This window comes from Streptomyces sp. A1277, assembly GCF_004795015.1.
Lineage (GTDB): Bacteria > Actinomycetota > Actinomycetes > Streptomycetales > Streptomycetaceae > Streptomyces.
Window position 1 is genome coordinate 38,700 of record NZ_SSBI01000048.1, and the last position, 26,395, is coordinate 65,094.

Annotated in this window: 21 protein-coding genes and 1 pseudogene; 16 read left to right on the forward strand and 6 right to left on the reverse strand. The window is 71.9% G+C overall.

Going from position 1 to position 26,395, the window contains the following annotated elements; genetic code table 11:
- Nucleotides 1-73 precede the first annotated feature (73 nt).
- Entirely contained in the window at nucleotides 74-526 is a 453-nt protein-coding gene (locus tag E6R18_RS27220) for an NAD(P)H-dependent oxidoreductase (RefSeq protein ID WP_136319538.1), read from the forward strand.
- A 46-nt stretch (nucleotides 527-572) separates the two neighbouring features.
- Here the strand turns inward: E6R18_RS27220 and E6R18_RS27225 are convergent, their stop codons facing one another.
- Complete coding sequence (locus tag E6R18_RS27225) at nucleotides 573-1,148, reverse strand: TetR/AcrR family transcriptional regulator (RefSeq protein WP_206308438.1); 576 nt, start codon at nucleotides 1,146-1,148, stop codon at nucleotides 573-575.
- Nucleotides 1,149-1,374: 226 nt separating this feature from the next.
- On the opposite strand from E6R18_RS27225, the gene E6R18_RS27230 reads away from it, so the two are divergent.
- From E6R18_RS27230 to E6R18_RS27245, 4 genes are read left to right on the forward strand one after another with little or no spacing between them, the layout of a single operon-like run.
- Entirely contained in the window at nucleotides 1,375-1,932 is a 558-nt protein-coding gene (locus tag E6R18_RS27230) for a 2Fe-2S iron-sulfur cluster-binding protein (RefSeq protein WP_136319540.1), read from the forward strand.
- The gene (locus E6R18_RS27235) at nucleotides 1,929-2,918 is read left to right on the forward strand and encodes a xanthine dehydrogenase family protein subunit M (protein WP_136319541.1); all 990 of its coding nucleotides are present in this window, start codon (nucleotides 1,929-1,931) and stop codon (nucleotides 2,916-2,918) included. The genes E6R18_RS27230 and E6R18_RS27235 overlap by 4 nt, the downstream gene beginning before the upstream one ends.
- Entirely contained in the window at nucleotides 2,915-5,047 is a 2,133-nt protein-coding gene (locus tag E6R18_RS27240) for a xanthine dehydrogenase family protein molybdopterin-binding subunit (protein ID WP_136319542.1), read from the forward strand. Before E6R18_RS27235 ends, E6R18_RS27240 begins: the two co-directional genes overlap by 4 nt.
- Nucleotides 5,040-6,164: an XdhC/CoxI family protein gene (locus E6R18_RS27245; protein WP_136319543.1), complete on the forward strand. Its 1,125-nt coding sequence runs from the start codon at nucleotides 5,040-5,042 to the stop codon at nucleotides 6,162-6,164. Before E6R18_RS27240 ends, E6R18_RS27245 begins: the two co-directional genes overlap by 8 nt.
- A gap of 10 nt (nucleotides 6,165-6,174) precedes the next feature.
- Here the strand turns inward: E6R18_RS27245 and E6R18_RS27250 are convergent, their stop codons facing one another.
- Together E6R18_RS27250 and abc-f are read right to left on the reverse strand one after the other, a co-directional pair.
- A complete protein-coding gene (locus E6R18_RS27250; RefSeq protein WP_136319544.1) occupies nucleotides 6,175-7,800 on the reverse strand; it encodes an ABC-F family ATP-binding cassette domain-containing protein in 1,626 nt (541 codons plus the stop codon).
- A gap of 78 nt (nucleotides 7,801-7,878) precedes the next feature.
- A complete protein-coding gene (gene abc-f / locus E6R18_RS27255) occupies nucleotides 7,879-9,513 on the reverse strand; it encodes a ribosomal protection-like ABC-F family protein (RefSeq protein ID WP_136319545.1) in 1,635 nt (544 codons plus the stop codon).
- A gap of 526 nt (nucleotides 9,514-10,039) precedes the next feature.
- Here abc-f and E6R18_RS27260 point away from each other — a divergent pair.
- The 5 genes and pseudogenes from E6R18_RS27260 to E6R18_RS27280 form a co-directional block, all read left to right on the forward strand.
- The gene (locus E6R18_RS27260; RefSeq protein WP_136319546.1) at nucleotides 10,040-10,576 is read left to right on the forward strand and encodes a hypothetical protein; all 537 of its coding nucleotides are present in this window, start codon (nucleotides 10,040-10,042) and stop codon (nucleotides 10,574-10,576) included.
- A 1-nt stretch (nucleotide 10,577) separates the two neighbouring features.
- A complete protein-coding gene (locus E6R18_RS27265) occupies nucleotides 10,578-11,009 on the forward strand; it encodes a phage holin family protein (RefSeq protein ID WP_136319547.1) in 432 nt (143 codons plus the stop codon).
- Nucleotides 10,985-11,632 carry a DUF3618 domain-containing protein gene (locus E6R18_RS27270; RefSeq protein ID WP_136319548.1) on the forward strand — a complete coding sequence of 216 codons (648 nt, stop codon included), beginning with the start codon at nucleotides 10,985-10,987 and terminating at the stop codon, nucleotides 11,630-11,632. Before E6R18_RS27265 ends, E6R18_RS27270 begins: the two co-directional genes overlap by 25 nt.
- 146 nt (nucleotides 11,633-11,778) lie before the next feature.
- On the forward strand, nucleotides 11,779-12,774 hold the full coding sequence (locus E6R18_RS27275; RefSeq protein WP_136319549.1) for a YihY/virulence factor BrkB family protein: 996 nt from the start codon (nucleotides 11,779-11,781) through the stop codon (nucleotides 12,772-12,774).
- 67 nt (nucleotides 12,775-12,841) lie between these two features.
- Nucleotides 12,842-13,069: pseudogene (locus E6R18_RS27280) on the forward strand (MFS transporter); the annotation flags it as partial.
- A 24-nt stretch (nucleotides 13,070-13,093) separates the two neighbouring features.
- On the opposite strand, the gene E6R18_RS27285 reads toward E6R18_RS27280, so the two are convergent.
- Nucleotides 13,094-15,385, reverse strand: coding sequence for a glycoside hydrolase family 3 N-terminal domain-containing protein (locus E6R18_RS27285; protein ID WP_136319550.1), 2,292 nt, complete (start codon nucleotides 15,383-15,385; stop codon nucleotides 13,094-13,096).
- A gap of 156 nt (nucleotides 15,386-15,541) precedes the next feature.
- Between E6R18_RS27285 and E6R18_RS27290 the strand changes: the two genes are divergently transcribed.
- On the forward strand, nucleotides 15,542-16,141 hold the full coding sequence (locus E6R18_RS27290; RefSeq protein ID WP_136319551.1) for a TetR/AcrR family transcriptional regulator: 600 nt from the start codon (nucleotides 15,542-15,544) through the stop codon (nucleotides 16,139-16,141).
- Between the two features lie 235 nt (nucleotides 16,142-16,376).
- Nucleotides 16,377-19,376 carry a carbohydrate binding domain-containing protein gene (locus tag E6R18_RS27295; RefSeq protein WP_136319552.1) on the forward strand — a complete coding sequence of 1,000 codons (3,000 nt, stop codon included), beginning with the start codon at nucleotides 16,377-16,379 and terminating at the stop codon, nucleotides 19,374-19,376.
- A gap of 84 nt (nucleotides 19,377-19,460) precedes the next feature.
- Here the strand turns inward: E6R18_RS27295 and E6R18_RS27300 are convergent, their stop codons facing one another.
- A complete protein-coding gene (locus tag E6R18_RS27300; RefSeq protein WP_136319553.1) occupies nucleotides 19,461-20,363 on the reverse strand; it encodes a carbohydrate kinase family protein in 903 nt (300 codons plus the stop codon).
- Between the two features lie 136 nt (nucleotides 20,364-20,499).
- Here E6R18_RS27300 and E6R18_RS27305 point away from each other — a divergent pair, with 136 nt between their 5' ends.
- On the forward strand, nucleotides 20,500-20,961 hold the full coding sequence (locus E6R18_RS27305) for a hypothetical protein (RefSeq protein ID WP_136319554.1): 462 nt from the start codon (nucleotides 20,500-20,502) through the stop codon (nucleotides 20,959-20,961).
- Nucleotides 20,962-21,009: 48 nt separating this feature from the next.
- Here the strand turns inward: E6R18_RS27305 and E6R18_RS27310 are convergent, their stop codons facing one another.
- Nucleotides 21,010-23,070 carry a SpoIIE family protein phosphatase gene (locus E6R18_RS27310; RefSeq protein WP_136319561.1) on the reverse strand — a complete coding sequence of 687 codons (2,061 nt, stop codon included), beginning with the start codon at nucleotides 23,068-23,070 and terminating at the stop codon, nucleotides 21,010-21,012.
- A 211-nt stretch (nucleotides 23,071-23,281) separates the two neighbouring features.
- On the opposite strand from E6R18_RS27310, the gene E6R18_RS27315 reads away from it, so the two are divergent.
- The 3 genes from E6R18_RS27315 (at nucleotide 23,282) to E6R18_RS27325 (ending at nucleotide 26,260) form a co-directional block, all read left to right on the forward strand.
- Nucleotides 23,282-23,545, forward strand: a complete 264-nt coding sequence (locus E6R18_RS27315) for a WhiB family transcriptional regulator (RefSeq protein ID WP_136319555.1) — start codon at nucleotides 23,282-23,284, stop codon at nucleotides 23,543-23,545.
- Between the two features lie 86 nt (nucleotides 23,546-23,631).
- A complete protein-coding gene (locus E6R18_RS27320) occupies nucleotides 23,632-23,952 on the forward strand; it encodes a YkvA family protein (protein ID WP_136319556.1) in 321 nt (106 codons plus the stop codon).
- Nucleotides 23,953-24,088: 136 nt separating this feature from the next.
- On the forward strand, nucleotides 24,089-26,260 hold the full coding sequence (locus E6R18_RS27325) for a discoidin domain-containing protein (protein WP_136319557.1): 2,172 nt from the start codon (nucleotides 24,089-24,091) through the stop codon (nucleotides 26,258-26,260).
- Nucleotides 26,261-26,395 lie beyond the last annotated feature (135 nt).

Genomic DNA, 26,395 nt, shown 5'->3' on the forward strand with positions numbered 1-26,395 from the left:
CCGGGGCCGACGAGGCGTGCCACGAGCGTGCCCCGCTTGCGGCAGCGGAACGGGGACGGCAGGGTTCGGTGCTGTGCCCACTCTCCTGATCGTGCATCACACACCCTCGCCCAACTGCCAGGCCCTCTTCGAGGCCGTCGTCTCCGGTGCGACGACGGACGAGATCGAAGGCGTACGCGTCGTGCGCCGCGCCGCACTCGCCGCGACGGCCTCCGACGTCCTCGCCGCCGATGGGCTGCTCCTCGGTACCCCGGCCAATCTCGGGTACATGTCCGGGGCACTGAAGCACTTCTTCGATCAGATCTACTACCCGTGCCTCGACACCACGAGCAGCCGCCCCTTCGGCTACTACGTGCACGGCGGCAACGACGTCACCGGGGCCGTGCGCGGCATCGAGACCATCACCACGGGCCTCGGCTGGCGCCGGGCGGCGGACGCGGTCAAGGTGACGGGGGAGCCGGGCAAGGCCGACACCGAGGCATGCTGGGAACTGGGCGCCACCCTTGCGGCGGGCCTGACGGAGTGACTCCGGCGCCGCCGTGTCCACCCGGCGGCGCGCTTCTCCAACCGCCTCAACCCGCCGCCCCCGCCCGCAACCCGTCCATCACGAGGTCGAAGAGGCGGGCGGCGCGGGGCTGCCAGTCGCTGCGGGGGTCGAGCTGCCACAGGCCCGCTATGGCGAGGAGGAAGTCGTCGGGGGTCACGCCGGGGCGGATGCCGCCCGCCCGCTCGTTCGCCTCCAGGAGGAGTGTGATCGCCTCGGTCACCGGGCCGTGGCCCACCTGCGCCAGGGAGCCGTGTCCGCTCGTCGTGGCGCGCAGAGCGTCCGCGAGGCCGGCCTTGGCCATGGCGTACTGGGCGAGCCGGTCCATCCACTCCCGCAGGGCGAGGTCGGCGGGGCGGTCGCGGAGCAACTGGGCCGCCGTGTCGGCGACCTGCTGCATCTCGTAGCGGTAGACCTCCAGGACAAGGGCCTCGCGGTGCGGGAAGTTGCGGTAGAAGGTGCCCTGGCCGACGCCGGCCTTCTTCGCGATCATGCTGACGGGGGCGTCGGCGTCGCGCGTCAGCTCGGTCAGCGCGACGGACAGGATGCGCTCGCGGTTGCGCTGAGCGTCCGGGCGCGTGGGCGTGCTCCTCGCTTCCCGCACGCGTCCTCCTCTTCCGGAGCCACAGCCGGATACGGCCTTGCTCACCGGACAGCTGTCCGTTAGGTTCGACAGCCAAGCGGACAGCTGTCCGCTTGGCTCCACCATAGCGCCGGATCAGGCCACATGGCCGACCGGTGCCCGTTGGCCCTGCACTCGCACGCATCGCCCTTCGTCTCCCGGAACCGTCTCGTTCGACGCGTCCAAGCAATGCGAAAGAAGGCTGATCATGGCCCCATCGACGTCCAGTGCCATCACCCTGCGCATCAACGGCGAAAAATACACGCTGCCCGTCGACCACCGCACCACCCTGCTCGACGCCTTACGCGAGCATCTCGACCTGACGGGCACCAAGAAGGGCTGCGACCAGGGCCAGTGCGGCGCCTGCACCGTGCTGCTCGACGGCCGCCGGGCCGTGGCGTGCCTCCAGCTCGCCGTGGCGGCCGAGGGGCGCGAGATCACCACCATCGAAGGCGTGGCCGATGGCGACCGGCTGCATCCCGTGCAGCAGGCGTTCCTGGATCTCGACGGCTACCAGTGCGGGTACTGCACACCGGGGCAGATCTGCTCCGCCCTCGCGGTCATCGAGGAGCACGCCGCGGGCTGGCCCAGTGCCGTGACCGAGGACCTGCGGCCCGAAGCGGCGGCCCCCGCGCTCAGCACGGAGGAGATCCGTGAGCGGATGAGCGGCAACCTGTGCCGCTGCGGCGCCTACGCGTCGATCGTGCAGGCGGTCGCGCGAGCGGCCGAGAACGCCGCGGACGAGGTCAAGGAGCCGGTGGCATGAGGGAGTTCGGTTACGAACGGGCCCACGACGTCGCCGGGGCGGTCGCCCTCCTCTGCAGCGACCCCGGCGCCCGGCTGCTCGGCGGCGGCAGCAACCTCGTCGACCTGATGAAGGCGGGCGTGGAGCGTCCCACCCTCCTCATCGACGTCCAGGAACTCCCGCTCGACGGCATCGAGTCCACCCCCGAAGGCGGGCTGCGCATCGGGGCGACGGTCAGCAACAGCGACCTGGCGGCCCACCCCGATGTAAGGCGCCACTACCCGGCCCTCGCGCAGGCGCTGCTCGCCGGTGCGTCCGGGCAGCTGCGCAACATGGCGACCGTGGGCGGGAACCTCCTCCAGCGCACCCGCTGCGGCTACTTCGCCGACCTGAGCAAACCCTGCAACAAGCGGACACCCGGCAGCGGTTGCCCCGCCATCGCGGGCGAACACCGCAACCACGCCGTCCTCGGCGCGTCCGAGCACTGCGTCGCCACCCACCCCTCCGACATGGCGGTCGCCCTCACGGCGTTCGACGCGGTCATCTCGTACGAGACGGCCGAGGGGCCCGGTGACCTGCCGATCGACGCGTTCTACCTACCCGTGGGCGACACCCCGCACATCGAGACCGCGCTCCCCGCCGGCGCCGTGATCACCGGTGTCACGCTGCCGCCGGCACCCGCCGCGTACTCCCACTACCGCAAGGCGCGCGAGCGCGCCTCGTACGCGTTCGCGATCGGCTCGGTCGCCGCCGCGCTCGACGTGCACGACGGAGCCGTGCACGACGTCCGGCTCGCGTTCGGGGCGGTCGCCTCCCGGCCGTGGCGGGCCCGCGCCGCCGAGCGGGCGCTGACCGGCGGCCCGGCCGACGCGGACGCCTTCGCCGCGGCAGCGGACGCCGAACTGGCCGCCGCGCAGCCGCTGCCCGGCAACGGCTACAAGGTGACGCTGATGCGCAACCTCGTCGTGGCCGTGCTCACCCGACTCGCCGAGGAGGCCGCCCGATGACCACGACCACCGGCACGAGCGCCGCCACCGGAGCCGTCGGCTCGGGCCGCACCCGGGTGGAGGGCCGCGACAAGGTCACCGGGGCCGCCCGCTACGCCGGCGAGATCCCGTTCGCCCGCCTCGCCCACGGCTGGCTGGTCCTCTCCACGGTGGCCCGGGGACGGATCACCGCCGTGGCGGACGAGCCGGTCCTCGCCATGCCCGGCGTCCTCGCCGTGCTGCACCACGGGAACGCGCCGCGTGTCGACATCGACTACGTGGGAATGCTGGGGCGGCCGAACCCGGTCGTCGGGCTCTTCCAGCACGACCGGGTGCCGTTCGCCGGCTGGCCGGTGGCCCTGGTGGTGGCCGAGACGTCCGAGCAGGCCAGGGAAGCGGCCGAGGCCCTGGCCGTCAGCTACGAGCAGGAGCCGCACGACGTGGCGTTCCGCGCCGGACGCGACGACGCCTACCGTCCCGAGGACATGGTGCAGGCCGACGCCGAGAAGGGGGATGTGGAGGCGCGGTTCGAGGGCGCCGCGTTCGTCGTGGACGAGGAGTACACCACGCCGGAGGAGCACCACTGCACGATGGAGCCGCACGCCGCGACCGCCCGCTGGGACGACGGCCGGCTCGACGTCGTCGACTCCAACCAGGGCAGCAGCTGGGTGGCCGGCGAACTCGCCCGGCTCTTCTCCCTGGACCCCGCCTCGGTGCGGGTGCGGTCCGAGCACATCGGAGGCGCCTTCGGGTCCAAGGGGCTGAGCGCCCACCAGGTCGCCGCAGTCATGGCCACCACCGTCCTCCAGCGGCCGGTGCGCGTCGTCATGACCCGGCGTCAGATGTTCTCGCTCGTGGGGTACCGCAGCCCCACGGCCCAGCGCGTCAGGATGGCGGCCGACACCGACGGCAGGCTGCGCGCCTTCGACCACGACGCGCTGAACCTCACCTCGACCGTCCACGAGTTCGTCGAGACGAGCGCCGTGCTGGGCCGTGTCATGTACGACGCCGACGCGCACCGCAGCCGCCACCGGCTCGTCCGGCTGGACGTGCCGACGCCCACCTGGATGCGCGCCCCGGGAGAGGCGCCCGGCTCCTTCGCCATCGAATCGGCCCTGGACGAACTGGCCGAGAAGTGCGGTGTGGACCCGATCGCGCTGCGGGCCCGCAACGAACCCGCGACGGGCCCCGTGTCGGGCCTGCCGTTCAGCAGCCGCAACGTACTCGCATGCTTCGAGGAGGGCGCCCGCAGGTTCGGCTGGGCGGACCGCGACCCGCGCCCCGGCCAGCGCCGCGAAGGGCGCTGGCTGCTCGGCACCGGCACGGCCGCGGCCTCCTACCCCTCCGGGGTCGGCCGGTCCACGGCCGCCGTGACCGCCGAGGCCGACGGCACCTTCACCGTACGGATCAACGCGGCGGACATCGGGACCGGCGCCCGTACCGCCATGACGCTCGTCGCCGCCGACGCGCTCCAGGTCGGCCCGGACCGCGTCCGGGTGCGCATCGGCGACAGCGACCTGGGCCACGCGATGATCGCCGGCGGCTCGACGGGCACCCGCTCCTGGGGCTGGGCCGTCCGGCTCGCGGCGAGCGATGTGCGCGAACGGCTGGCCCTGGGCGGCGCCATCCCGCCCGAGGGGATCACCGCCCGCTCGGACACCGCCGACGCCATCGGCGCCCTCCCGCAACAGGAACGGCACTCCTTCGGCGCGCAGTTCGCCGAGGTCGCGGTGGACGTCACCACCGGCGAGGTACGCGCACGCAGGCTGCTGGGCATCTTCGCCGCGGGCACCATCGTCAACCCGCTCACCGCCCGCAGCCAGCTCATCGGCGGCATGACGTGGGGCCTTTCCATGGCGCTCCACGAGGAGGCGGTCCGCGACGCGGCGTCCGGCGGTCACGTCAACGCCGACCTCGCCGGCTACCACGTCGCCGCCCACGCCGACGTGCCGCTCATCGAGGCGGACTGGGTGGACGACCACGTGCCTGGCGACCCCGTCGGCATCAAGGGCATCGGCGAGATCGGCGTCGTCGGAGTCGCCGCCGCCCTCGCCAACGCGGTGTGGCACGCCACCGGCGTCCGCCACAGGCACCTGCCGATCCGGCCGGACCGGGTCCTGCGAGCGGCGGGGGACACCCCGGGTGCTTGAGATCGCTGACCGGCTGCACCCCTGGTTCGAGGACGGCCGGGACTTCGCCGTCGCCACGGTCGTGTCCGTCGACGGCAGCGCGCCGCGCGGCCCCGGCGCCGCCCTGGCCGTCGACCGGGAGGGAGCCGTCGTGGGCTCCGTCTCCGGGGGCTGCGTGGAAGCAGAGGTGTACGAACTCTGCGAGCAGGCCCTGGGCGACGGGCGGACCGTACGTCGGCGCTTCGGGTACAGCGACGAGGACGCCTTCGCGGCCGGGCTCACCTGCGGGGGCGTCATCGACATCCTGATCGCACCGGTGCGGGAGGCCGCACCGGTGCTGCGGGAGGCGGTAGCGGCCGCGACCCGGCGGGAGGCGGTGGCGCTCGCCCGGGTGGTCCGCGGCCCCGGCGACCTGCTCGGCGGCGCCCTGACCGTACGCGCCGACGGATCGTACGAGGGACACCTCGGCGGCCGCCCGGAACTCGGCCACGCGGCGGCGGCCGAGGCCCGAGCCCTGCTGGACACCGGACGCAACGGCACCGCCGAGATCGCCGAGGACGGCTCGCACTGCCCCGGCGGCCTCACTCTGTTCGTGGAGTCGAGCCTGCCCCCGCCCCGCATGATCGTCTTCGGTGCCGTGGACTTCGCCACCGCGCTCGTCCGGGCCGGCGCGTTCCTCGGCTACCACGTCACCGTGTGCGACGCCCGGCCGGTCTTCGCCACCCCGGCCCGCTTCCCCGAGGCCGACGACGTGGTGGTCGACTGGCCGCACCGCTATCTGCGGGGCACGACGACCGACGACCGGACCGTCCTGTGCGTCCTCACCCACGACACCAAGTTCGACGTGCCGCTCCTGGAGACGGCCCTGCGGCTGCCGGCCGCGTACGTCGGCGCGATGGGCTCCCGCCGCACTCACGAGGAGCGCAACCGGCGCCTGCGTGAAGTCGGTGTCACGGAGCACGAGCTGTCCCGGCTGCACTCTCCGATCGGCCTCGACCTCGGTGCCCGCACCCCCGAGGAGACCGCCCTGTCCATCGCGGCGGAGATCGTCGCGGTGCGCCGGGGCGGCACGGGTGCACCGCTCACGGGTTCGCACGCGCCCATCCACCACGAGGCGCGCCTGCCGGACAGAGCCTAGTGCCGCGGCCCTAGCCGCCCAGCCGCAGTGCGCGCCCCCGCCACCGCCGGCGCAGCCAGCGGTCGTGGCTGGCCACCACGACCGCGCCGGGCCCCGGGCCCAACGCCTCCTCCAACTCGTCGCACAGCCCGGGCGAGAGGTGGTTGGTCGGCTCGTCCAGCAGCAACAGCTCCGGCGGACGGGCCATGAGCAGGGCGAGGGCGAGCCTGCGCCGCTGACCCGCCGACAACTGACCCACCGGCTTGTCCGCGTCCGCCTCGCGCAACAGGCCGAGCGAGGCCAGCGGCACCCGCTCCGCCCGCTCGTAGCCCAGCACACGTTCGTACGTGTCGCCTGCGGTCCGGTCCGGCCGGGCGAACACGGTGTCCTGCGCGAGCACCCCGACGCTCAGACCCGGCCGCCGGTCCACCTCGCCCTGTGCGCCGAGCCGCCCGGCGAGCACCGCCAGAAGTGTCGACTTCCCGGCCCCGTTGCCGCCCGTGACCAGCAGGCGTTCGGACGCCGCGATGTCGAGCCGGTCGACGGTCAGGCGGCCCGGGACCCGTATGTCCCGCAAGGACACCAGGGTGCCCGGCTCGGACGGCTCGGCGCGGGCGGTGTACCGGAAGCGCAGCGGGCGGGGCGGCTCAGCGACCTGGCGGCGCTCCAGCTCGTCCAGCCTGCGGCCGGCATTGCGGACCCGGCGCGCGATCTGGCTCTGCACCCGGCCCGCCCGCAGCCCGTACCCCATCTTCTCGCTGTCGCGGGGCCCGCGGTCCGGCGCGACCTGGCGCGCGGTCACCGCGGCCGAACGGCGCAGGGCCTCGATCTCCTCCTGCTCCTCGGCATACCGGCGCTCCCAACGCACCCGCTCCGCACGCTTCTCGGCCAGATAGGCGCTGTACCCGCCGCCGTACCGCACGGGCCCCTCGACCGCCGGATCGAGGTCGATCAGGTCCGTGCACACGGCGTCGAGAAAGGCCCGGTCGTGGCCGGCCATCACCACCGGCCCCGGCATCGTCCGCAGCTGCTCCTCCACGAACGCGGCGGCCTCGTCGTCCAGATGGTTGGTCGGCTCGTCCAGGAGCAGGGCGGACGGCCGGCGCACCAGCAGTGCGGCGAGGGCCAGCCGGCCGCGCTGCCCGCCCGAGAGCGAACCGAGTGTCCGCTCGTGCGGCAACGCGGCGAGGCCGAGCCCGCCGAGCAGGACGGCCGCGCGCCGGTCGGCGTCCCAGGTCTCCCGTTCCTCGGCCTGTTCGAGCCGCCGGCCGTACGTCTCCAGGAGCTCCGCGTGGTCCGGGGCGCTCTCTGGCGTACGGGCGAGCAGTCCGGCGAGCCGGTCGAGTTCCGCGAGGTCCGCCCGGGCCTCGCGCAGCGCGTCGTCCAGGACGTCCGCGACGGTGGAGCGCGCGTCGAAGGGCATCTCCTGGTGCAGGAAGCCGACATCGGCGGGCCGCGTGACGTGGCCCGCGTCGGGCTCGTCCGCCCCCGCGAGCACCCGCAGCAGAGTCGATTTTCCGACGCCGTTCTCGCCGATCAGGCCGATGCGGTGGCCGGGCGACGCGGTGAGCGACACTCCGTCGTGGACGCGCCTGGTGCCGAGGGTGCGGACGAGGCCGTGGGCGAGCAGGGCGGGCAGCCGGGTGGTGGCGGTCATGGGTACCTCCGACGTGATCGGTTCTGGGCCCGCCGGGCACGGAGCCTCGGGCGCGGGCCTGGACGGCACGTCAGCGGTTCACGTCTGCGGGGCCCCCGTCTCCCGCAGCTCCCCGCCGGCCAGCCGGAGCCAGCGGTCCACGCCGATCCGTTCCAGGAACCGTTCGTCGTGGCTGACCACCACGAACGCCCCGCGATAGGAGGCGAGCGCGCTCTCCAGCTGATCGGCGCTGACCAGGTCGAGGTTGTTGGTCGGCTCGTCCAGGAGCAGCAGTTGCGGGGCCGGCTCCGCGCACAGGACGCAGGCCAGCGTGGCCCGCAGCCGTTCACCGCCCGACAGCACGCCCACGGGCAGGTGGGCGCGGTCGCCGCGGAAGAGGAAGCGAGCCAGCAGGTTCATCCGCTCCGCCTCCGTCCGGTGCGGGGCGAACGCGGCGAAGTTCTCGGCCACCGTGCGGTCGAGGTCGAGCAGGTCGAGGCGTTGCGAGAGGTAGGCGATCCGTCCGTCGGCACGCTTGATCAGCCCGCCGTCCAACTCCAGGTCGCCGTTGACCAGCCGCAGCAGGGTGCTCTTGCCGGCGCCGTTGGGCCCGGTCAGCGCGATGCGTTCGGGCCCCCGGATCGTCAGGTCTACGCCCTCGCCGGCGAACTGCTCCCGGCCGCCGAGGCGGATGCGCATCTGTTCGCCGAGCAGGACCGTGCGTCCGGCGGGCACGTCGGTGTCCGGAAGGTCGAGTGTGATGCGCTGCTCGTCGCGTACGGCACGCCCCGCCTCGTCCAGACGGGCCTGTGCCTCGCCGACCCGGGAGGCGTGGGTCTGGCCGGAGCGGCCCGCGGACTCCTGGGCGCCCCGCTTCATGTTCCCGGCGAAGATGCGGGGCAGTCCGGCGTTCTTGAGGTTGCGGGCCGCGTTGCTCGCGCGGCGCTCGGCCCGTTCGCGGGCCTGTTGCATCTCGCGCTTCTCGCGCTTCAGCTCCTGCTCGGCGTTGCGGACGTTCTTCTCGGCCACCTCGCGCTCGGCCTGCACGGCTTCCTCGTAGGCCGTGAAGTCGCCCCCGTACAGGCGCAGTTCCTCCGGGCCGAGTTCGGCGATGCGGTCCATGCGGTCCAGGAGCGCGCGGTCGTGGCTGACGAGGAGGAGTGTGCCGTTCCACGCCTCCAGCGTGTCGTAGAGCCGGCGGCGGGCTTCGAGGTCGAGGTTGTTGGTCGGCTCGTCGAGCAGCAGGACGTCCGGCCGCTTCAGCAGCTGGGCGGCCAGCCCGAGCGAGACGACCTGGCCGCCGCTGAGCGTGCCGATGCCCCGGTCCAGGGCGATGCCTTCGAGCCCGAGCCGGTCGAGCTGGGCGCGGGTGCGCTCCTCGATGTCCCAGTCGTCGCCGATGACGGCGAAGTGCTCCTCGCCCACATCACCGGACTCCACGGCGTCCAGCGCGCGGATCACCGCGTCGACGCCGAGCACTTCGGCCACCGACAGGTCGCCGGTCAGGGGGAGGCTCTGCGGGAGGTAGCCAAGCGTGCCCTCGACCGCGACGGAACCGGCGGCCGGCCGCAGCTCACCGGCGATCAGCTTGAGCAGCGTGCTCTTCCCCGAGCCGTTGGGGGCGATGAGACCGGTGCTGCCTTGGCCCACCGTGAAGGACAGGCCCGTGAAGACCGGCGTGTCGTCGGGCCAGGAGAAGGAAAGGTTCGAACAGATGACGGAAGCGTCGGACATGCGGAGACCTCGCGTGTGAATCCGGGGTCGGCACGGACCGCGGCCCCGGAGGAATGGCCAAGGGAACGACGACATGGCCACTGCGGCGGCGCCCTGGGCGCCCGCGGTGGCTATCGGCTCCGGGGATCACCCGGAGATGTCGTCGTCGCCTGCCATGCCTGGTCTCCTCGGTACACGCTGAACAGCGTGACGATCTTATCAGGCGGCCCGGTTCTTACCCCGGGAGTCCTGTCCGTGTGAGCGCACCGTCCCGCACGCCGCTGGATGAGATTCGTTCCGGATCTCATGTTTTGCCCTGGCTTGCCGTGGTACCCGCGCTGCGAAAGCCCGCTGGCGGGCGGAAGGGCTCGGGTCCGGGCCTTCGCGCGGCGGCCAGGGGAAACGTCGAGGGAGGTACGACATGGATGACGCCGGACGTGTTCAGCAAACGGGGCAGGCGGCGAAGGAACAGACGGCTGCGACTGCGGAACAGACGAAGCAGGGGGCCGCTGAAGTGGCCGGAACCGCTGCGGAGCAAGCCAGGGCAGTGGCCGATGAGGCGCGCCACCAGGCCGGAAACGTGGTGAGTGACCTCCGGCAACGTCTGCTGGAGCAGGGCCAGGAACAGACGGAGCGGCTCGCGGGAACCGTGCGGCAGTGGGCGGATGACTTCGCCGGGCTCGCACGGAACGCTCCCGGGGACTCGCCGGCCCGCAGCCTCGCGGCCCAGGCCGCCGACCGGGGACATCGTACGGCGGACTACCTGGGCAAGAACGGCCTGGAGGGACTGGTGGGCGACCTCCAGGGCTTCGCGCGTCGGCGGCCGGGTGCCTTCCTGGGCGGCGCGGTGCTCACCGGCCTGCTCGTCGGCCGTGTCGCGAAGGCGGGAAAGGCGGCCCACACCGCCGACGGCGCGCGGCAGGAGCCGGAGAGTGCCTGGCAGGGGCCCGACGGCGCGCGGCAGGAGCCGGAGAGTGCCTGGCAGGAGCCCGACGGGGCGTGGCGGGAACCCGGCCGCGAGGAGAGCAGCCCGCTGCCGCAGGGCACGGTACGGCGGGAGCTGCCCGGCGATCCGGAGGTGTGATATGTCATCGCTCTCCCCTCAACCCTCGCAGGAACCCGGAACGAGCGCCGCGGGACAGGACCGGTCAGCCGGCGAACTGCTGGCCGCGGTGACGTCGGATGTGCAGACGTTGTTCCAGCAGGAGGTCGAGCTGGCCAAGACCGAGATCCGCGAGGAGGCCGCCAAGGCGGGCAAGGCCGCCGGGATGTTCGGCGGAGCGGGATTCGCCGGATACATGGTGGCGCTGTTTCTGTCGCTGGCGGCCGTGTTCGGGCTGGCCAACGTGATGGACGCCGGCTGGGCGGCGCTGATCGTCACCGCGGTATGGGCGGTGGTCGGCGCTGTGCTCTTCGCGATGGGCCGCTCGCGGATGCGGAAGGTCTCGCCCAAGCCGGAGCAGACGGTTCAGACACTGAAGGAGGACGCACAGTGGGTACGTCACCCGAACAAGTAAGGGCCGACATCGACGCGACGCGCGACAGGCTGGCGCAGAACGTCGACGCACTGGCCGATCACACCAGCCCGAAGCGGATGGTGCAGCGCCGTACCGACCGGGTGCGCTCGGCGGCGACGGGGCTACGGCACCGGGTCATGGGGGCTGCGTCGGACACCGGCAGCCAGGCTGCCGAGCGGACGCGGCAGGTCACCCAGTCGGCTCAGGAGAGCGCCGGGCAGGTGGGCGACGCGGTCAAGGAGGCCCCGGAGAAGACCATGCGGCAGACCCAGGGCAACCCCCTGGCGGCAGGGCTGATCGCCTTCGGCGCCGGGCTGCTCGCAGCCTCCCTCCTCCCCGAATCCCCAGCCGAGCAGCAGGCGGCGAGCCGGATCGCAGACCAGGCGGGTGAGGCCATCGAGCCGGTCAAGCAAGCCGCCGTCGAATCCGCGCAGCACCTGAAGGAGGACGTCACCGAGGCGGCGAAGCACGCCTCGGAACAGGTCAAGGACACGGCCGCGGACGCAGCCAGCACCACACGCGAGGAAGCACGCAGCCAGGCCACACAGGTCACCGAGCAGGCCCGCGAATCCGGACAGCGGGTCGCCGACGAAGCCCGCGACCGAGACCCGGATGCTCAGTAGTCCCTGTGCCGGGGCGCACCGCCTCCGTGGCAAGGGCGTCCCGGCGCCCCACGGGCTGCCCGCGGCAGCCCGTGGCGGCTGCCGCGCCGGCCCGGGTCCTTCCTCTCCGGACCCGTGACAGGCGGTACCGGAAGGAGGACACGACCATGACGCGGAATACGCACGGCGAGGGCGGCGAGGCGGCCGCTCCCCGTACCGGGCAGGAGAACGCACAAGGGGAGCACCCGCCGGCCCATGGCCCCACCCAGGTACCCAAGCGTTCCTGGTGGGCCGCACTGAAGCGCACGGTCAAGGAGTTCAAACGGGACAACCTGACCGACTGGGCCGCCGCCCTGACCTACTACGGAGTGCTGGCGATCTTCCCGGCCATGCTGGCCCTGCTGTCAGTCCTGGGGCTGATGGGTGCCTCCAGCATCAGGCCGCTGATCAACAATCTGGGCAGTCTGGCTCCCGGCGCAGCTCGCGACATCATGACCAGCATGCTGCGGCAGCTGGAACACAGTCAGGGCCGAGCCGGCGTGGCGCTGATCGTCGGCATACTGATCGCGCTGTGGTCGGCCTCCGGCTACATCGCCGCGTTCATGCGCGCGTCCAACGCGGTGTACGACATCGGCGAAGGGCGCCCGGTGTGGAAGACCCTCCCCACCCGCCTGGTCATCACCCTCATCGTGGTAATCCTGCTGGCGCTGATCGCCATCGGCGTCGTGTTCACCGGTACGCTGGCCCAGAAGACGGGAGACGTACTCGGCGTCGGCGGGACGGCCGTGACGGTGTGGAACATCGCCAAGTGGCCGGTGATGGTCATTCTGTTCAGCCTCATCGTGGCCCTGCTCTTCTGGGCTGCCCCCAACGTCAAACGCGGGTTCCGCTGGGTTACTCCCGGCAGTCTGCTGGCCGTGCTCATCTGGCTCGTCGCCTCCGCACTTTTCGCGCTGTACGCGGCGAACTTCTCCAACTACGACAAGACGTACGGCAGCCTGGCCGCTGTCATCGTCTTCTTGGTCTGGCTGTGGATCTCCAACCTCGCCATTCTCCTCGGCCTTGAATTCAACGCCGAAGTGGAGCGCCAACGCGCCATCGACAGTGGTCACCCGCCCGGCGAAGAGCCGTATGCGGAACCGCGAGACACCCGCAAACTATGAACCCCGGCGATCGCTCCCGGCAGCGGCCGTTCACGCCGGACAGGTCCCGGTCAGCTGTGCCGCGACCGTGCCGAAGTCCATGGCCGAGGCGACACCCGCGCAGCCGGCGCAGTTCCGCGGGACCGGGCAGCTTCCGGGCCACTGGGGCGACCAGGTCCTGGCCTCGGGCGTCTCCACCGCCTTCCTCGCCGCAGCGGCCTTCGCCCCGGCCGCCGCGCTCACCGCGCTGTTCGTCATCCAGGTGCGCCCCTCGGACCTGGAGCGGCTGCGCGGCGGCGGCCGGCCGGGCCCGTGAGGACCCGGCCGCCGCCCCCGGGCGTCAGCCCTTGACGCTGAAGCCCGCCCGCAGCAGGTCGTCGTCGCGCGACGACGGGCCGACGAGGAGCTCGAAGGCGCCGGGCTCGACCGCCCGGCGGCCCTCGGCGTCCACCAGGCTGCACGCGGACACCGGCAGCTCGATGACGACCTCGCGCGACTCGCCGGGCGCCAGGGCGACCTGGCGGTAGGTCTTGAGCTCCTTCTCCGCCCACGTCACCGAGGTGACCGTGTCACTCACATACGCCTGCACGGTCTCCAGTGCCGGACGCTCACCCGTGTTGCTGACGAGGACGCGCGCCCGCAGTGTGTCGGCCGCGCCCAGCACGTCGGTCAGCACCTCCAGGTCCGAGTAGGCCACGGTCGTGTAGCTGAGGCCCTCCCCGAACACGAACGCCGGCCGCTGCGTCAGATCCGCGTACCGCGAACCGTGCTGGCCGCGCAGCTGGTTGTAGTACGTCGGCTGCTGCCCCGCGTGACGGGCGAAGGACACGGGCAGCCGCCCCGAAGGCTCGACGAGGCCGAGCACCAGCTCCGCCACCGCCCGGCCGCCTTCCATGCCCGGGTTGAACGCGTGCACGATGGCCGAGGCGCGGTACGCGGACGGCGGCAGCACGAGCGGCTTCGAGCTGATGACCACCACGGTGAACGGCTTGCCCGTCGCGGCGAGCGCGTCCAGCAGCGCGATCTGCCCGCCGATCAGCTCCAGGGTCGCGGTCGAGCGCCCCTCACCGACCAGCTCGATGCGGTCGCCCACCACGGCCACGACGTGGTCGGCGGCCTCGGCCGCGGCGACCGCCTCGGCGATCAGAGCATCGGACGGCTCGGCCGGGACGACGATCTCGGGCCGGGGCTGCCCGTCCGGGAAGAAGGCCCCCTCCGGGTCCGGGCCCACCGTCAGGATGTCGGCGCCGCGCGCGTGGGTGACCGACCAGCCGGCGGGCACATGCTCCCGGAACCCGTCGAGCACGGTACGGATCATGGCGCGCGGGTGGCCGTCCGGCAGCCAGTCCGCCTGCCCCGACGATCCCGCCCAGTCCCCGAGCTGGGTCTGCGCGTCGTCGGCGTTCGGGCCGATCACGGCGACCGTGCGCGGCGCCGTACCGGTGTCCGCGACCGCGCGCCCGTCCGCGCCGGCCTCGTAGCCGCCGTCCAGCGGCAGGGTGCCGTCGTTGGCCAGCAGCACCAGGGAGCGGCGGGCCACTTCGAGGTTCAGCGCGGTGTGGTCCGCACTGCCGATGACCGCCGCCTGCCGGGCCCGGTCCGGATGGCGTGGGTTCTCGAACAGGCCCAGCTCGAACTTGAGCGTCAGGACGCGCGCGACCGCCGCGTCGATCGCCGCCTCGTCGAGCCGCCCGGCCGCTACCGCCTCCTGCGCGCCCTCGAAGAAGTCCGGCGTCGTCATCACCATGTCGTTGCCCGCCCGGACCGCTGCGGCCGCCGCCTGCGCGTGGTCGGCGAACACCTTCTGCTCCCACACCATGCGCCCGACGTTGTCCCAGTCGGTCACCAGGGTTCCGGTGTAGCCCCACTCGCCCCGCAGCACCTCGTTCAGCAGCCAGTTGTTGACCGTGACGGGGACGCCGTCCATCGACTGGTAGCCGAGCATGAACGTACGGCAGCCCTCCCGGGCGACCCGCTCGAACGGCGGCAGGAACCACGAGCGCAGCTTGCGCCGCGAGATGTCGGCCTCGCTCGCGTCCCGGCCGCCCTGGGTCTCTGAGTAGCCCGCGAAGTGCTTGGCGCACGCCAGGACCGCCGTCGGGTCGTCCAGCCCCTCGCCCTGGTATCCGCGCACCATCGCCGAGGCCAGTTCGCCGATGAGGAACGGGTCCTCGCCGAACGTCTCGCTCACCCGCCCCCAGCGCAGGTCCCGGGTGATGCACAGCACCGGCGAGAACGTCCAGTGGACGCCGGTCGCCGCGACCTCCACCGCCGTCGCCCGCGCGACGCGCTCCAGCAGCTCGGGGTCCCAGCTCGCGGCCATGCCGAGCTGGGTGGGGTAGATGGTGGCGCCCTCCCAGAACGAGTGCCCGTGGATGCAGTCCTCGGCCACCAGGAGCGGGATGCCCAGCCGGGTGCGCCGGGTCAGCTCGGCCGCTTCCAGGACGCGTTCGGGCGAGGCGTGCAGGATCGACCCCACGTGCATGTCCTCGATGAGGTGCCGGACCCCCTCCTTGGCGTTCAGCTGGAGCATCTGGCCGACCTTCTCGGGCAGCGTCATCCGGCCGACCAGGTCGGCGACGCGCTCCGGTACGGACAGGCGGGGGTCGAGGTAGGGCAGGGAGGAGCCCACGGGAGTTCCTTTCACGACGTCGGCGACGTTCTCATCGGCGTTACGCGGAGGCAGCGCTCCGGGGTCCACCGTACGCCGAATCCCGACCGAGTGGTAAGTAAGTAATATGCAAACGTACTCAGCGGCGCCTGCCGAGACGACCGGGGAGCGTGCCGAGTGACCGGCGAGGAGCGGCGTGGTTACGCCAAGGGCCGGGCCAAACGCGAGGAGATCCTCGACCAGGCCATGGCCATGTTCGGCGAGGCCGGCTACCGGGGCGCCTCGCTGCGGGTCATCGCCACCCGCTGCGGCATCTCGCATCCCGGACTGCTGCACCACTTCCCGACCAAGGAGTCCCTGCTGCTCGCGGTCCTCGAACACCGCGACGCCGTGGACGGTGAGTGGCTGGAGGCGGGCCGGCCCACCGGCGTCGACCGGCTGCGCCGCCTGGTCGACCTCGCGGCGCTGAACGCCCGGCGGCGCGGCATCGTCGAGCTGTTCTGCGTCCTGTCGGCCGAGGCCACCTCCGCCGACCACCCGGCGCACGCCTACTTCGTGGAGCGGTACCGCACCTCGGTCCTGAGCACGGCGGTCTCCTATGCCGAGGCCCGCGACAAGGGCGTGCTGCGCGAGGGTATCGCCCCCGACGCGGCGGCGCAGCAGCTGATCGCGCTGATGGACGGGCTCCAGACCCAGTGGCTCCTCGGTGGTGGCGCGACCGATATGGCGGGCGTCCTGCGGGCGCACGTGCAGGCGCAGTTGACCGTGCCGTTCTGAGCGGGAGCGGAAGGAGGCCCCCGCGCCGCACCTCTTTACGGGGTTGTCATGTGCCGGTAACTTCCTTGCCGCAAGAGTTTTCAGCAACGTTCCGGCTGTGCTTACAGACGGATGATCCCCCATCGCTCGGACCTTGAGGCGCGTCAGGGTTTCCGGCGGGACGGCGCAGGGCCCCGACCCCTGCGCCTCGGTCGCCACGGCTTCGCCGCCGCTGTGGCTCTTCCCTGGAGACACCATGAAACGCACCCCTCGCCGGCTGCTGAGACGCACCCTGGCGTCCGCCGCGGCCGCCGCTGCCGTATGCGGTCTGCTGACCGCGCTGCCGGACGCCGCCGGCCTCGACGCGCAGCCCGTCGCGGCCTCCGACGCGTCCACAACTGTCTTCTACTACACGAAGACCAAGAACTGGGCCGCGTACGACCTGCATTACGCGCCGGACGGCGGTGCCTGGACCACCGTGCCGGGTGTGGCCATGGAGCCCGCCTGTACCGACTGGGTCAAGAAGACCGTCCCCCTCGCGGGCGCCGGGGGAATCCAGGCGACCTTCAACAACGGCTCGGGCGTGTGGGACAACAACGCGGGCAAGAACTACGACCTGGGCAGCGGCACCATCACCGTCAAGGACGGGGTCGTCGCCCACAGCGACCCGTGCGACGGCGCCGGTGACCCGGAACCGGGCCCCGGCCCGACCGACGGCGCGAACACCGCGTCCGTGTACTACTCCACCGCCACCGTCGGCTGGACCACCACGAATCTGCACTACCAGCCGGCGGGCGGGTCCTGGACGGCCGTGCCCGGCGTCGGTATGGAGCCCGCCTGCACCGGCTGGGTGAGGAAGACGGTCGACCTCGGCACGGCGACGTCGATGAAGGCCGCGTTCAACAACGGCAACGGCGTCTGGGACAACAACAACGGCGGCGACTACACGATCCCCGCCGGGGTCAGCACCGTGAAGAACCAGGCGGTCGTCAAGGACGCCAAGGACCCCTGCTCCGCCGAACCCGCCGACACCGAGGCGCCGTCCGTCCCGGCCGGCGTGACCGCGAAGGCGGACGGCGTGGCGGTCGTCCTGAGCTGGGAACCCTCCACCGACGACAACAAGGTGACGAAGTATCAGGTAACCCGCACCGGCGGTACCAAGGGCAGCACCGTCACCGATGTGACCTCGACCGTTCTCTCCGAGTCGAACCTGGAGGAGAACACCGCCTACACCTACACCGTCAAGGCGGCCGACGCGGCGGGCAACACCTCCGCCGCCTCCATGCCCGCCAAGGCGACGACCGGGTCGAAGCCGCCCGCCGCGGCGCAGGGGCAGCCGCTGGGCACCGACCCCCGCAAGGACCCGATCTACTTCGTCCTCACCGCCCGCTTCAACGACGGGGACACCAGCAACAACCGGGGCGGCAGCCAGGACGTGAAGTCCGGCAACGCCGCCGACGACGATCCCATGTTCCGCGGGGACTTCAAGGGCCTGGTCAACAAGCTCGACTACATCAAGGGGCTCGGCTTCTCGGCCATCTGGATCACCCCGGTCGTCCTGAACCGGTCCGACTACGACTACCACGGCTACCACGGCTACGACTTCTACGAGGTCGACCCCCGGCTGGAGTCCGCCGGCGCCTCCTACCAGGACCTGATCAGCGCCGCCCACGCCAAGGGCATCAAGATCTACCAGGACGTCGTCTACAACCACTCCTCGCGCTGGGGCGCCAAGGGCCTGTACACCCCGACCGTCTACGGCGTCCGCGACGAGCAGTGGAGCTGGTACTACGACGAGAAGAACGAGGGCTTCGAGTACGACGGGCTCACCGTCGACCCCAAGAGCGGCAAGTCGTACTACAACGGCGACCTGTGGTCCACCGCCGAGCCCGCGGGCAACACCTGCCTGAACTGGGGCAAGCCCACCGGAGGGACCTCCGCCGAGGGCTACAGGATCTACAACTGCCAGTGGCCCAACCCGACGTCGGGCATGTTCCCGAAGGAGTACTACCACACGTGCTGGCTGGGCAACTGGGAGGGCGAGGACTCCCGCTCCTGCTGGCTGCACGAGGACCTGGCCGACTTCAACACCGAGTCCGCACCGGTGCAGAACTACCTGATCGGCGCCTACGACAAGTACATCGACATGGGCGTGGACGGCTTCCGCATCGACACCGCGGTGCACATCCCGCGCACCACCTGGAACCGCCGCTTCCTGCCCGCCATCCAGGAGCGCGTCACCCAGCGGTTCGGCGCCGGGGCCGCGAAGGACTTCCTCGTCTTCGGTGAGGTCGGCGCCTTCGTCAACGACAAGTGGAACCGCGGCTCGGTCAACCACTCCGCCCAGTTCTTCACCTGGAAGGAACGCAAGGAGTACGCCGCCGACGACGCCGAGGCCGCGCTGGAGATGTACGACTACGAGGAGCAGCTCGGCACGGGCTCCCAGCCCACCTCCACCAACGCCTTCCTGGACGGCAACGACTACCACACGCCGGACCACAGCAAGTTCTCCGGGATGAACATCATCGACATGCGCATGCACATGAACTTCGGTGACGCCGCCAACGCGTTCAACAACGGCAAGGACTCCGACGACTCGACCAACGACGCCACCTACAACGTCGTCTACGTCGACAGCCACGACTACGGGCCCAACAAGAGCGGCGAGCGATACGCGGGCGGCACCGACGCCTGGGCCGAGAACATGTCCCTGATGTGGACCTTCCGCGGCATCCCGACCCTCTACTACGGATCGGAGATCGAGTTCCAGGCCGGCAAGCAGATCGACTGCGGCCCCACCTGCCCGCTGGCCACGACCGGCCGCGCCTACTACGGCGACCACCTCGCCGGCAACGTGACCGCCTCGGAGTTCTCCCAGGTCGACTCCGCCTCCGGCGAGGTCGCCAACACCCTGTCCGAGCCCCTGGTCAAGCACCTCCAGCGGCTCAACCAGATCCGCCGGGCCGTGCCCGCCCTGCAGATGGGCCAGTACTCCACCCAGGGCATCACCGGCCAGATGGCGTACAAGCGCCGCTACACCAGCGGCTCGACCGACAGCTTCGCGCTCGTCACCGTCACGGGCGGCGCCTCGTACACCGGCATCCCCAACGGCACGTACAAGGACGCCGTCACCGGCGACACCCGCATCGTCACCGACGGAAAGCTCACCGTCACCGCCCCGGGCAAGGGCAACATGCGCGTCTACGTGCTCAACGGCCCCGGCAGGATCGGCACCGCCGGCCCCTACCTGAAGTAACCCGTACGGTCTCGCACGCACAGGCGCCCCGGCCGTCCCGGTTCTCCGGGCGCCGGGGCGCCTCCGTGCCGCCAGCCGCCGGGGCTACGAGCCCAGCAGCTCCGAGCGGCCGATCATGGCCGTCGAACCGGGGCCCGTACAGGCGAAGGCACCCGCGACCGCACCCAGCCGGGCGCACTCCAGGGGCTCCCGCCCGTCGAGCCTGCCCAACAGGAAGCCGGTGACGAACGCGTCGCCCGCCCCGTTGCTGTCGACCACCGGCGCGGGCGGCGCGGCCGCCGGGACGTGGAGCGGGTCCTCGCCGCCGTCACGGGTCAGGAGGTAGGAGCCCTCCGCGCCCGCCGTGGCGACCACCGTGGTGGCCCGGCCCTCGCTCAGGATCTCCCGCATCAGCGCCGGGGCACGCTCTCCCGTCGTCGCCGCGCTGAAGAAGACCAGATCGGACCGGAGCGCGAACTCCCGCTGGTGGTCGCTCAGTCCGTCCCAGTCGTGCAGGTCGGTGGAGACCGGCACCCCCAGCGCCTCGATGTCGTCGTACAGGAACCGCGTGAAGTTCGTGATGGACAGATGGACATGGCGGGTCCGGCGCAGCCGGGGCAGGTAGAAGTCCCGCGGCATCCGCAGGTCCTCCGGGTCCCGGGCGTCGTAGAACGACATCCGCCGGCCCGTCGCGTCCACCAGGTTCACCGCACGACGGGTGCCCGCGGGGGAGATCACCGGATGGAACTCCACACCGCCCTTCGCCAGCCGCTCGCGCACCTGCGCCCCGGTCCAGTCGTCGCCGATGCAGTCGAGGAACACCACCTCAAGCCCCAGCGCGCGGGCGCCGAGCGCCACATTGCCCCCGGTCTGGCCGGGCCACTCCTTGATCGGGCCGACCATGACCGAATCGGCAAGAGGGACCGGCAGGGCGTCGACGCGGACGATCGTGTCCACCCCGCTGCCGCCGACCACCACGACGTCGTACTCCGTTTGCTGTTGGACCACTGTGCCCCTCCCGTGTTCCCGCCGTGGTCAGTATGGCCCAGCCGCGACGGCCCCCGCCGCTCTCGGCGCGCGCCCGGGACACCCGCTGGCTAGGCTCGGTCGGGGGCCGACAACCCGATCCGTGGAGGCTCACGCCATGATGCCGTTGCCCGAACCGCGCGATATCCCGCCGCGCCTCGCCACCGGCGCGTTCATCCTCAACTCCGGCCTGGGCAAGCTCAAGGCCGACGAGGCGGCCGCCCAGGGGCTGCACGGCATGGCCAGCACCGCCTATCCCTTCCTCGGCAAGCTCGAACCGGCCCGGTTCACCCGGTTGCTCGCCTGGTCCGAAATCGCGGTCGGCGGGACCCTGTTGGCCCCGTTCGTACCGACCAGGCTCGCCGGCCTCGTCCTCACCGGGTTCTCCGGCGGGCTCCTCGGCCTCTATCTGCGCACCCCCGGGGTGCGCGAGCCGGGCAGCCTGCGGCCGAGCCAGGGCGGGGTCCCGCTGGCCAAGGACTCCTGGATGTTCGGCATCGGCCTGGGCTTCCTGGGCGCGGGCGGCTACCGCGTCCGCGCCTCGGCGCACCGCCGCACCCGGCGCAGGTGCGGCCGCTGACCCGATGACGACAACGGGCGGTGGCGCACCCCGCGCCACCGCCCGTCCTCACGTGCGGCGCACCTGAGCGATCAGCAGCGCCACGTCGTCGTGGTCGTCCGGGTCCCGCAACTCCCGCAGCAGCCGGTCGCACGTCGCGTCGAGCGACGCGTCCGCAGTGCGCAGCAGAGCCAGCAGCGTCCGCAGACGGCTGTCGATGTCGTCGTCACGGGTCTCCACCAGCCCGTCCGTGTACAGGACCAGCCGGTCGCCAGGGCCCAGCTCCACCGTGACATCGCTGAACGGCACCCCGCCCACCCCGAGCGGCGCCCCGGCCGGCAGATCGACGAGCACCGGCGCACCGCCCTCGGGGATCAGCACCGGCGGCAGATGCCCGGCGGTGCTCACCCGGCACCGCCCTGCCTCCGGGTCGTACACGGCGTAGACGCAGGTGGCGAACCACGGGTCCAGGTCGGCGGTGATCTCGTCCAGGTGCCGCAGCACCTCGCCGGGTTCCAGGTCGAGCCGGGAGAGCGTCTGCGTGGCCGTGCGCAGCCGCCCCATGGTGGTCGCCGCGTTGATGCCGCTGCCCATCACATCGCCCACCACCAGGGCGGTCCTGCCGCCCCGCAGCCCGATCACGTCGAACCAGTCCCCGCCGACCTCGTACCGCGAGGCGGCCGGCCGGTAGCGGGACACCACGTCGAGGTCCACCGGGTGGTGGTGGTTGCGCGGCAGCATGCTGCGCTGGAGCGTCAGCGCGGTCTCCTGCTGCTGCCGGTAGAGCCGTGCGTTGTCGATGCCGACCGCGGCCCTCGCGGCCAGTTCGCCGGTCAGTGCCTCGTCGTCCGCGGTGAACGGCAGCGGATTGTCCGTCCGGATCAGGTCGACCGCGCCCAGCACCTCGCCCCGGGCGATCAACGGCACCGCCAGGTAGGAGTGCGCCCCGGCGTCGGCGAGCAGTCGCGCCGAGCGGGCGTCGCGGGCCACGCGGGCGAGCTTCTCCGCGTCGAGATACGGCTCCCGTACCGGTGAGGCGGTCCGCACACAGCGGGTGACCAGGCGGTCGGCGCCGTAGTGGGCGGCGTGGCCCGGCGGATCGGCCGCCTCCACCACGGGGGTCGGCCGTGCGGCGACGACGGCCAGGGCCTGGATGAGGAGCGGACCCTCGGTCGAACCCGGGTGCCCCTTCAACACGCTGTCCAGCACGTCCACCGCGGCGACGTCGGCGAGCTGCGGCACGATGACCTCGGCCAGCTCCCGGGCCGTCTGCTCCAGGTCGAGCGTGGTGCCGATGCGCACCGAGGCATCGGCGATCAGGGCCAGATGCTGCCGGGCCCGCTCCGCCTCGGCCGCCGCCCGGTAGCGGTCGGTGACATCGATCAGGGACACGGCGATCCCCAGCACCCGGCCGCCGGAGTCGTCCAGCCGGTACAGGGACACCGACCAGGCGCGGTCGGTCTCCGGATCGGCGGGGCTGCGGCCCACCACCTGGTGCGACACCTGCGGCACCCCGCTGGCCAGCACCTCGCGCATGGCCGCCTCGATGGCGCCGGAGTCCAGGAACGGCAGCGCCTCGCCCACCCGTCGGCCCAGGTGCTCGGCGGCGCTCATCCCGTCCATCCGCTCCAGCGCGGCGTTGGCCGCCAGATAACGCAGGTCGTCGCCCAGCACGGCGAGGCCGATCGGCGACTGGTCGACCAGGCCCACCGACAGCGCGAGGTCCCGCTCCACCCGCCGCAGCACCTCCCCGTCCGCCGCCAGACCCAGGGCGTAGAACCGGCCCCGATCGTCCTGCAGCCGCATGTTGCGGAATTCGAGGAGCCGGCCGGTGCCGTCCTTGTGCCGTACGGGGAAGACCCCGGCCCACGCCTCGCCGCTGCTCATCACCTCGCCGAACAGGCGCAGCACCAGGTCGAAGTGCTCCTCGTCGACCAGGACCCGGGCGGCGAACCTGCCCAGTGCCTCCTGGGCCGAGTAGCCCAGGAGCCGTTCCGCCTGCGGGCTCCACAGGACGATGCGGCCCTGGGTGTCCAGCACCAGCGCGGCGACCCCGAGGACATCGAGCAGCCCGCTCTCGGGCGACCGGTGCGCGCCCGCCCGGCGGGCCTCGCCCCAGCCGATCCGCAAGTCATCAGTGCCGCCCACGGACGATCCTTCCCCTGCCGTCACCGTGCCCGGAAGCAGGCCCGCCGACTCCCATGGTCGCCCCTGACTCACCGCCCCCGCAGCTTCGAGGGCCGCAAAGAGGACGCCGCAGGGGGTTTCGGGCGCCGAATGCCGGTCACCCGCAGCGTACCGAGGCAAACACAACGCACACGACCGTCAGGAGTGAGAGTCCATGGAGAACTGGCGCATGCACGCGGCCTGCCGCGACGAGGACCCGGACCTGTTCTTCCCCATCGGTACCACCGGCCCGGCACTCGTCCAGGCCGAGGAGGCCAAGGCGGTGTGCCGCGGCTGCCCCGTACGGGAGGAGTGCCTGAGGTGGGCCCTGGACAACAACCAGGACGCCGGGGTGTGGGGCGGTCTGGGCGAGAACGAGCGACGCGCGCTCAAGCGCCGCAGCCGCCGGCAGGCGCACGGCTCGCACGGCCCCAAGTGAGACCGCCGCAACGACCGAGGGCAGTGTCACACCGGTGGATGGCCCGTTCTGTGGCCTTTCGCCGGGCTGCTGGTGGAGGATGAAGCATGGACACCACGGCTTGGATCATCATCGGCGCGGTTCTCGCGCTGTTCACCCTGGCCGTCGCCGGCGTCCTCGTGGTGCGGGTCCTGAGGGCCAGGAAACTGCTGGCCGAGGCCGGCGTCCCCCTGCACAACAAGGCGCTGGTCTGGGCGGCGCTGCTCTACACCGTCTCGCCCGTGGACCTGCTGCCGGACCCCATCTACCTCGATGACATCGGGATCCTCCTGCTGGCCCTGCGTTCGCTGCACGCGGCCGCGCGGGCCGCGGGGGTGAGCGGGCGCCATGAGGAGCCCGCCGACGCGGGACGCGCCCTCCTGCCGTAGCCCTTCCCTCGCGATCCGGGGAACCGGGCGCGTCCTGATCGTTGACAGCTGGACGGGTACACGTCACTCTCCTGGGAGAGCGCTCTCCCAACCCGCCGCGGGACACCCGTCCCGCACTCTTCCGCCAGGAGAGAATGTGCACAGACCCGGCGCAGCCCTGCCCGCGAGACCCCGCACGGGCACGCTGCTGATCACCCTTCTCGCCCTTCTCGCGTCGTCGTTGGTCATGCTGACCGCGCCCCGCGCCCGGGCCGCGGAACCCCTGCTGTCGCAGGGCAGACCCGCCACCGCCTCCTCCTCGGAGGGCGTCGGCTACGCGCCCTCGGCCGCCGTGGACGGCAACACCACGGGCACCCGCTGGGCCAGCGAGTGGAGCGACCCGCAGTGGCTCCAGGTGGACCTGGGCGCCACCGCGGACCTCAGCAGGGTCGTCCTGACCTGGGAGTCCGCCTACGGCAAGGCGTACCAGATCCAGGCGTCCGACAACGGATCCGACTGGCGCACCCTGAGGACCGTCACCGACGGCGACGGCGGCACCGACGAACTGGCGGTCACCGGCTCCGGACGGTACGTCAGGATGTACGGCACGGCCCGCCCCGGCGGATACGGCTACTCCCTGTGGGAGTTCCAGGTGTACGGCACCACCGGCGGCACACCTCCGGCGACCGGCGGGGCCGTCCGCGTCACCGGATCGCAGGGCAACTGGCAGCTGACCGTGGACGGCAAGCCCTACCAGGTCAAGGGCCTGACCTGGGGACCGTCCGTCAACGACGCGGCCCGCTACCTGCCCGACCTGAAGTCCATGGGCGTCAACACCATCCGCACCTGGGGCACCGACGGCACCTCCAAGCCGCTCCTGGACGCAGCCGCGGCGAACGGCATCCGGGTGGTCAGCGGCTTCTGGCTGCAGCCCGGCGGCGGCCCCGGCAGCGGCGGCTGCGTCGACTACCTCACCGACGACGCGTACAAGTCCTCCTCCCTCACCGAGTTCGCCAAGTGGGTCGAGACGTACAAGAGCCACCCCGGTGTGCTCATGTGGAACGTCGGCAACGAGTCGGTCCTCGGGCTGCAGAACTGCTACAGCGGTGACGAGCTGGAGAAGCAGCGCAACGCGTACACGGCCTTCGTCAACGACGTGGCGAAGAAGATCCACACCATCGACCCCGACCACCCCGTGACCTCGACCGACGCCTGGACGGGCGCCTGGCCCTACTACAAGCGCAACGCCCCCGACCTCGACCTGTACTCGGTCAACTCCTACGGCGACATCTGCGGGGTCCGCGCCACCTGGGAGTCCGGCGGCTACACCAAGCCCTACATCATCACCGAGGGCGGCCCGGCCGGTGAGTGGGAGGTCCCGAACGACGCCAACGGCATCCCGGACGAGCCCACCGACGTGCAGAAGGCCGAGGGCTACACCAAGGCGTGGAACTGCATCACCGCCCACCAGGGCGTCGCACTGGGCGCCACCTTCTTCCACTACGGAACGGAGCACGACTTCGGCGGCGTCTGGTTCAACATCGTGCCCGACGGCAAGAAGCGGCTCTCGTACTACGCCCTGAAGAAGGCGTACAGCGGCTCCACCGCCGGTGACAACACCCCGCCCGTCATCAGCAACATGACGGTGCAGAACGCCGGCGGGACGCCCGCGGGCAAGGAGTTCACCGTACGGGCCGACATCCGCGACCCGGACAACGACCCGATCACGTACAAGATCTACCTCAGCGGCAACTACGCGACCGGCGACAAGGGCCTGGTCGAGGCCACCTGGCGCTCCACCGGCAACGGCACCTTCGCGGTGACCGCGCCCGGGCGGCTCGGCGTGTGGAAGGTGTACATCCAGGCCGAGGACGGGCACGGCAACGCCGGCATCGAGACCAAGTCGGTGAAGGTCGTGGTGCCCCCGGTCAGCGGCACCAACCTGGCGCTCGGCCGCCCCGCCACCGCCACCTCCGCCCAGTCCGGCAGCAGCGGCTGCCCCTGTACCGCGGCGATGGCGACCGACGGGCGGCTGGACACCCGGTGGGCCAGCGACTGGAGCGACCCGCAGTCCATCCAGGTCGACCTGGGTGAGCGGAAGTCCTTCCGCCACCTCCAGCTGGTGTGGGACCCGGCGTACGCCAAGTCCTACGAGGTGCTGGTCTCGGACGACGGCAGCTCCTGGCGGTCGGTGTACACCATCACCAACGGGGACGGTGACGCCGACGACCTCGACATCGCGCAGACCGCCCGCTACGTGAAGCTCCACCTCACACAGCGGGGCACGGCCTGGGGCTACTCGCTCTGGGAGTTCGGCGTCTACAGCTGAGCACCGGGCGGGCGCAGGCGAGCGGCCATGGTGAAGGCATGAACGTCGCTGACATTTTGACGGATGGATACTCCCGCATCCAGGAGGCCGTGCACGCGGCCGTCGAAGGGCTCCGGCCCGACGACCTCCACGCCC

Coding starts and splice junctions, on each gene's coding strand:
- E6R18_RS27230 (WP_136319540.1), top strand. CDS start 1,375: ATGGCCCCATCGACGTCCAGTGCCATCACCCTGCGCATCAACGGCGAA.
- E6R18_RS27235 (WP_136319541.1), top strand. CDS start 1,929: ATGAGGGAGTTCGGTTACGAACGGGCCCACGACGTCGCCGGGGCGGTC.
- E6R18_RS27240 (WP_136319542.1), top strand. CDS start 2,915: ATGACCACGACCACCGGCACGAGCGCCGCCACCGGAGCCGTCGGCTCG.
- E6R18_RS27250 (WP_136319544.1), bottom strand. CDS start 7,800: ATGACCGCCACCACCCGGCTGCCCGCCCTGCTCGCCCACGGCCTCGTC.
- abc-f (WP_136319545.1), bottom strand. CDS start 9,513: ATGTCCGACGCTTCCGTCATCTGTTCGAACCTTTCCTTCTCCTGGCCC.
- E6R18_RS27265 (WP_136319547.1), top strand. CDS start 10,578: ATGTCATCGCTCTCCCCTCAACCCTCGCAGGAACCCGGAACGAGCGCC.
- E6R18_RS27275 (WP_136319549.1), top strand. CDS start 11,779: ATGACGCGGAATACGCACGGCGAGGGCGGCGAGGCGGCCGCTCCCCGT.
- E6R18_RS27295 (WP_136319552.1), top strand. CDS start 16,377: ATGAAACGCACCCCTCGCCGGCTGCTGAGACGCACCCTGGCGTCCGCC.
- E6R18_RS27305 (WP_136319554.1), top strand. CDS start 20,500: ATGATGCCGTTGCCCGAACCGCGCGATATCCCGCCGCGCCTCGCCACC.
- E6R18_RS27315 (WP_136319555.1), top strand. CDS start 23,282: ATGGAGAACTGGCGCATGCACGCGGCCTGCCGCGACGAGGACCCGGAC.
- E6R18_RS27320 (WP_136319556.1), top strand. CDS start 23,632: ATGGACACCACGGCTTGGATCATCATCGGCGCGGTTCTCGCGCTGTTC.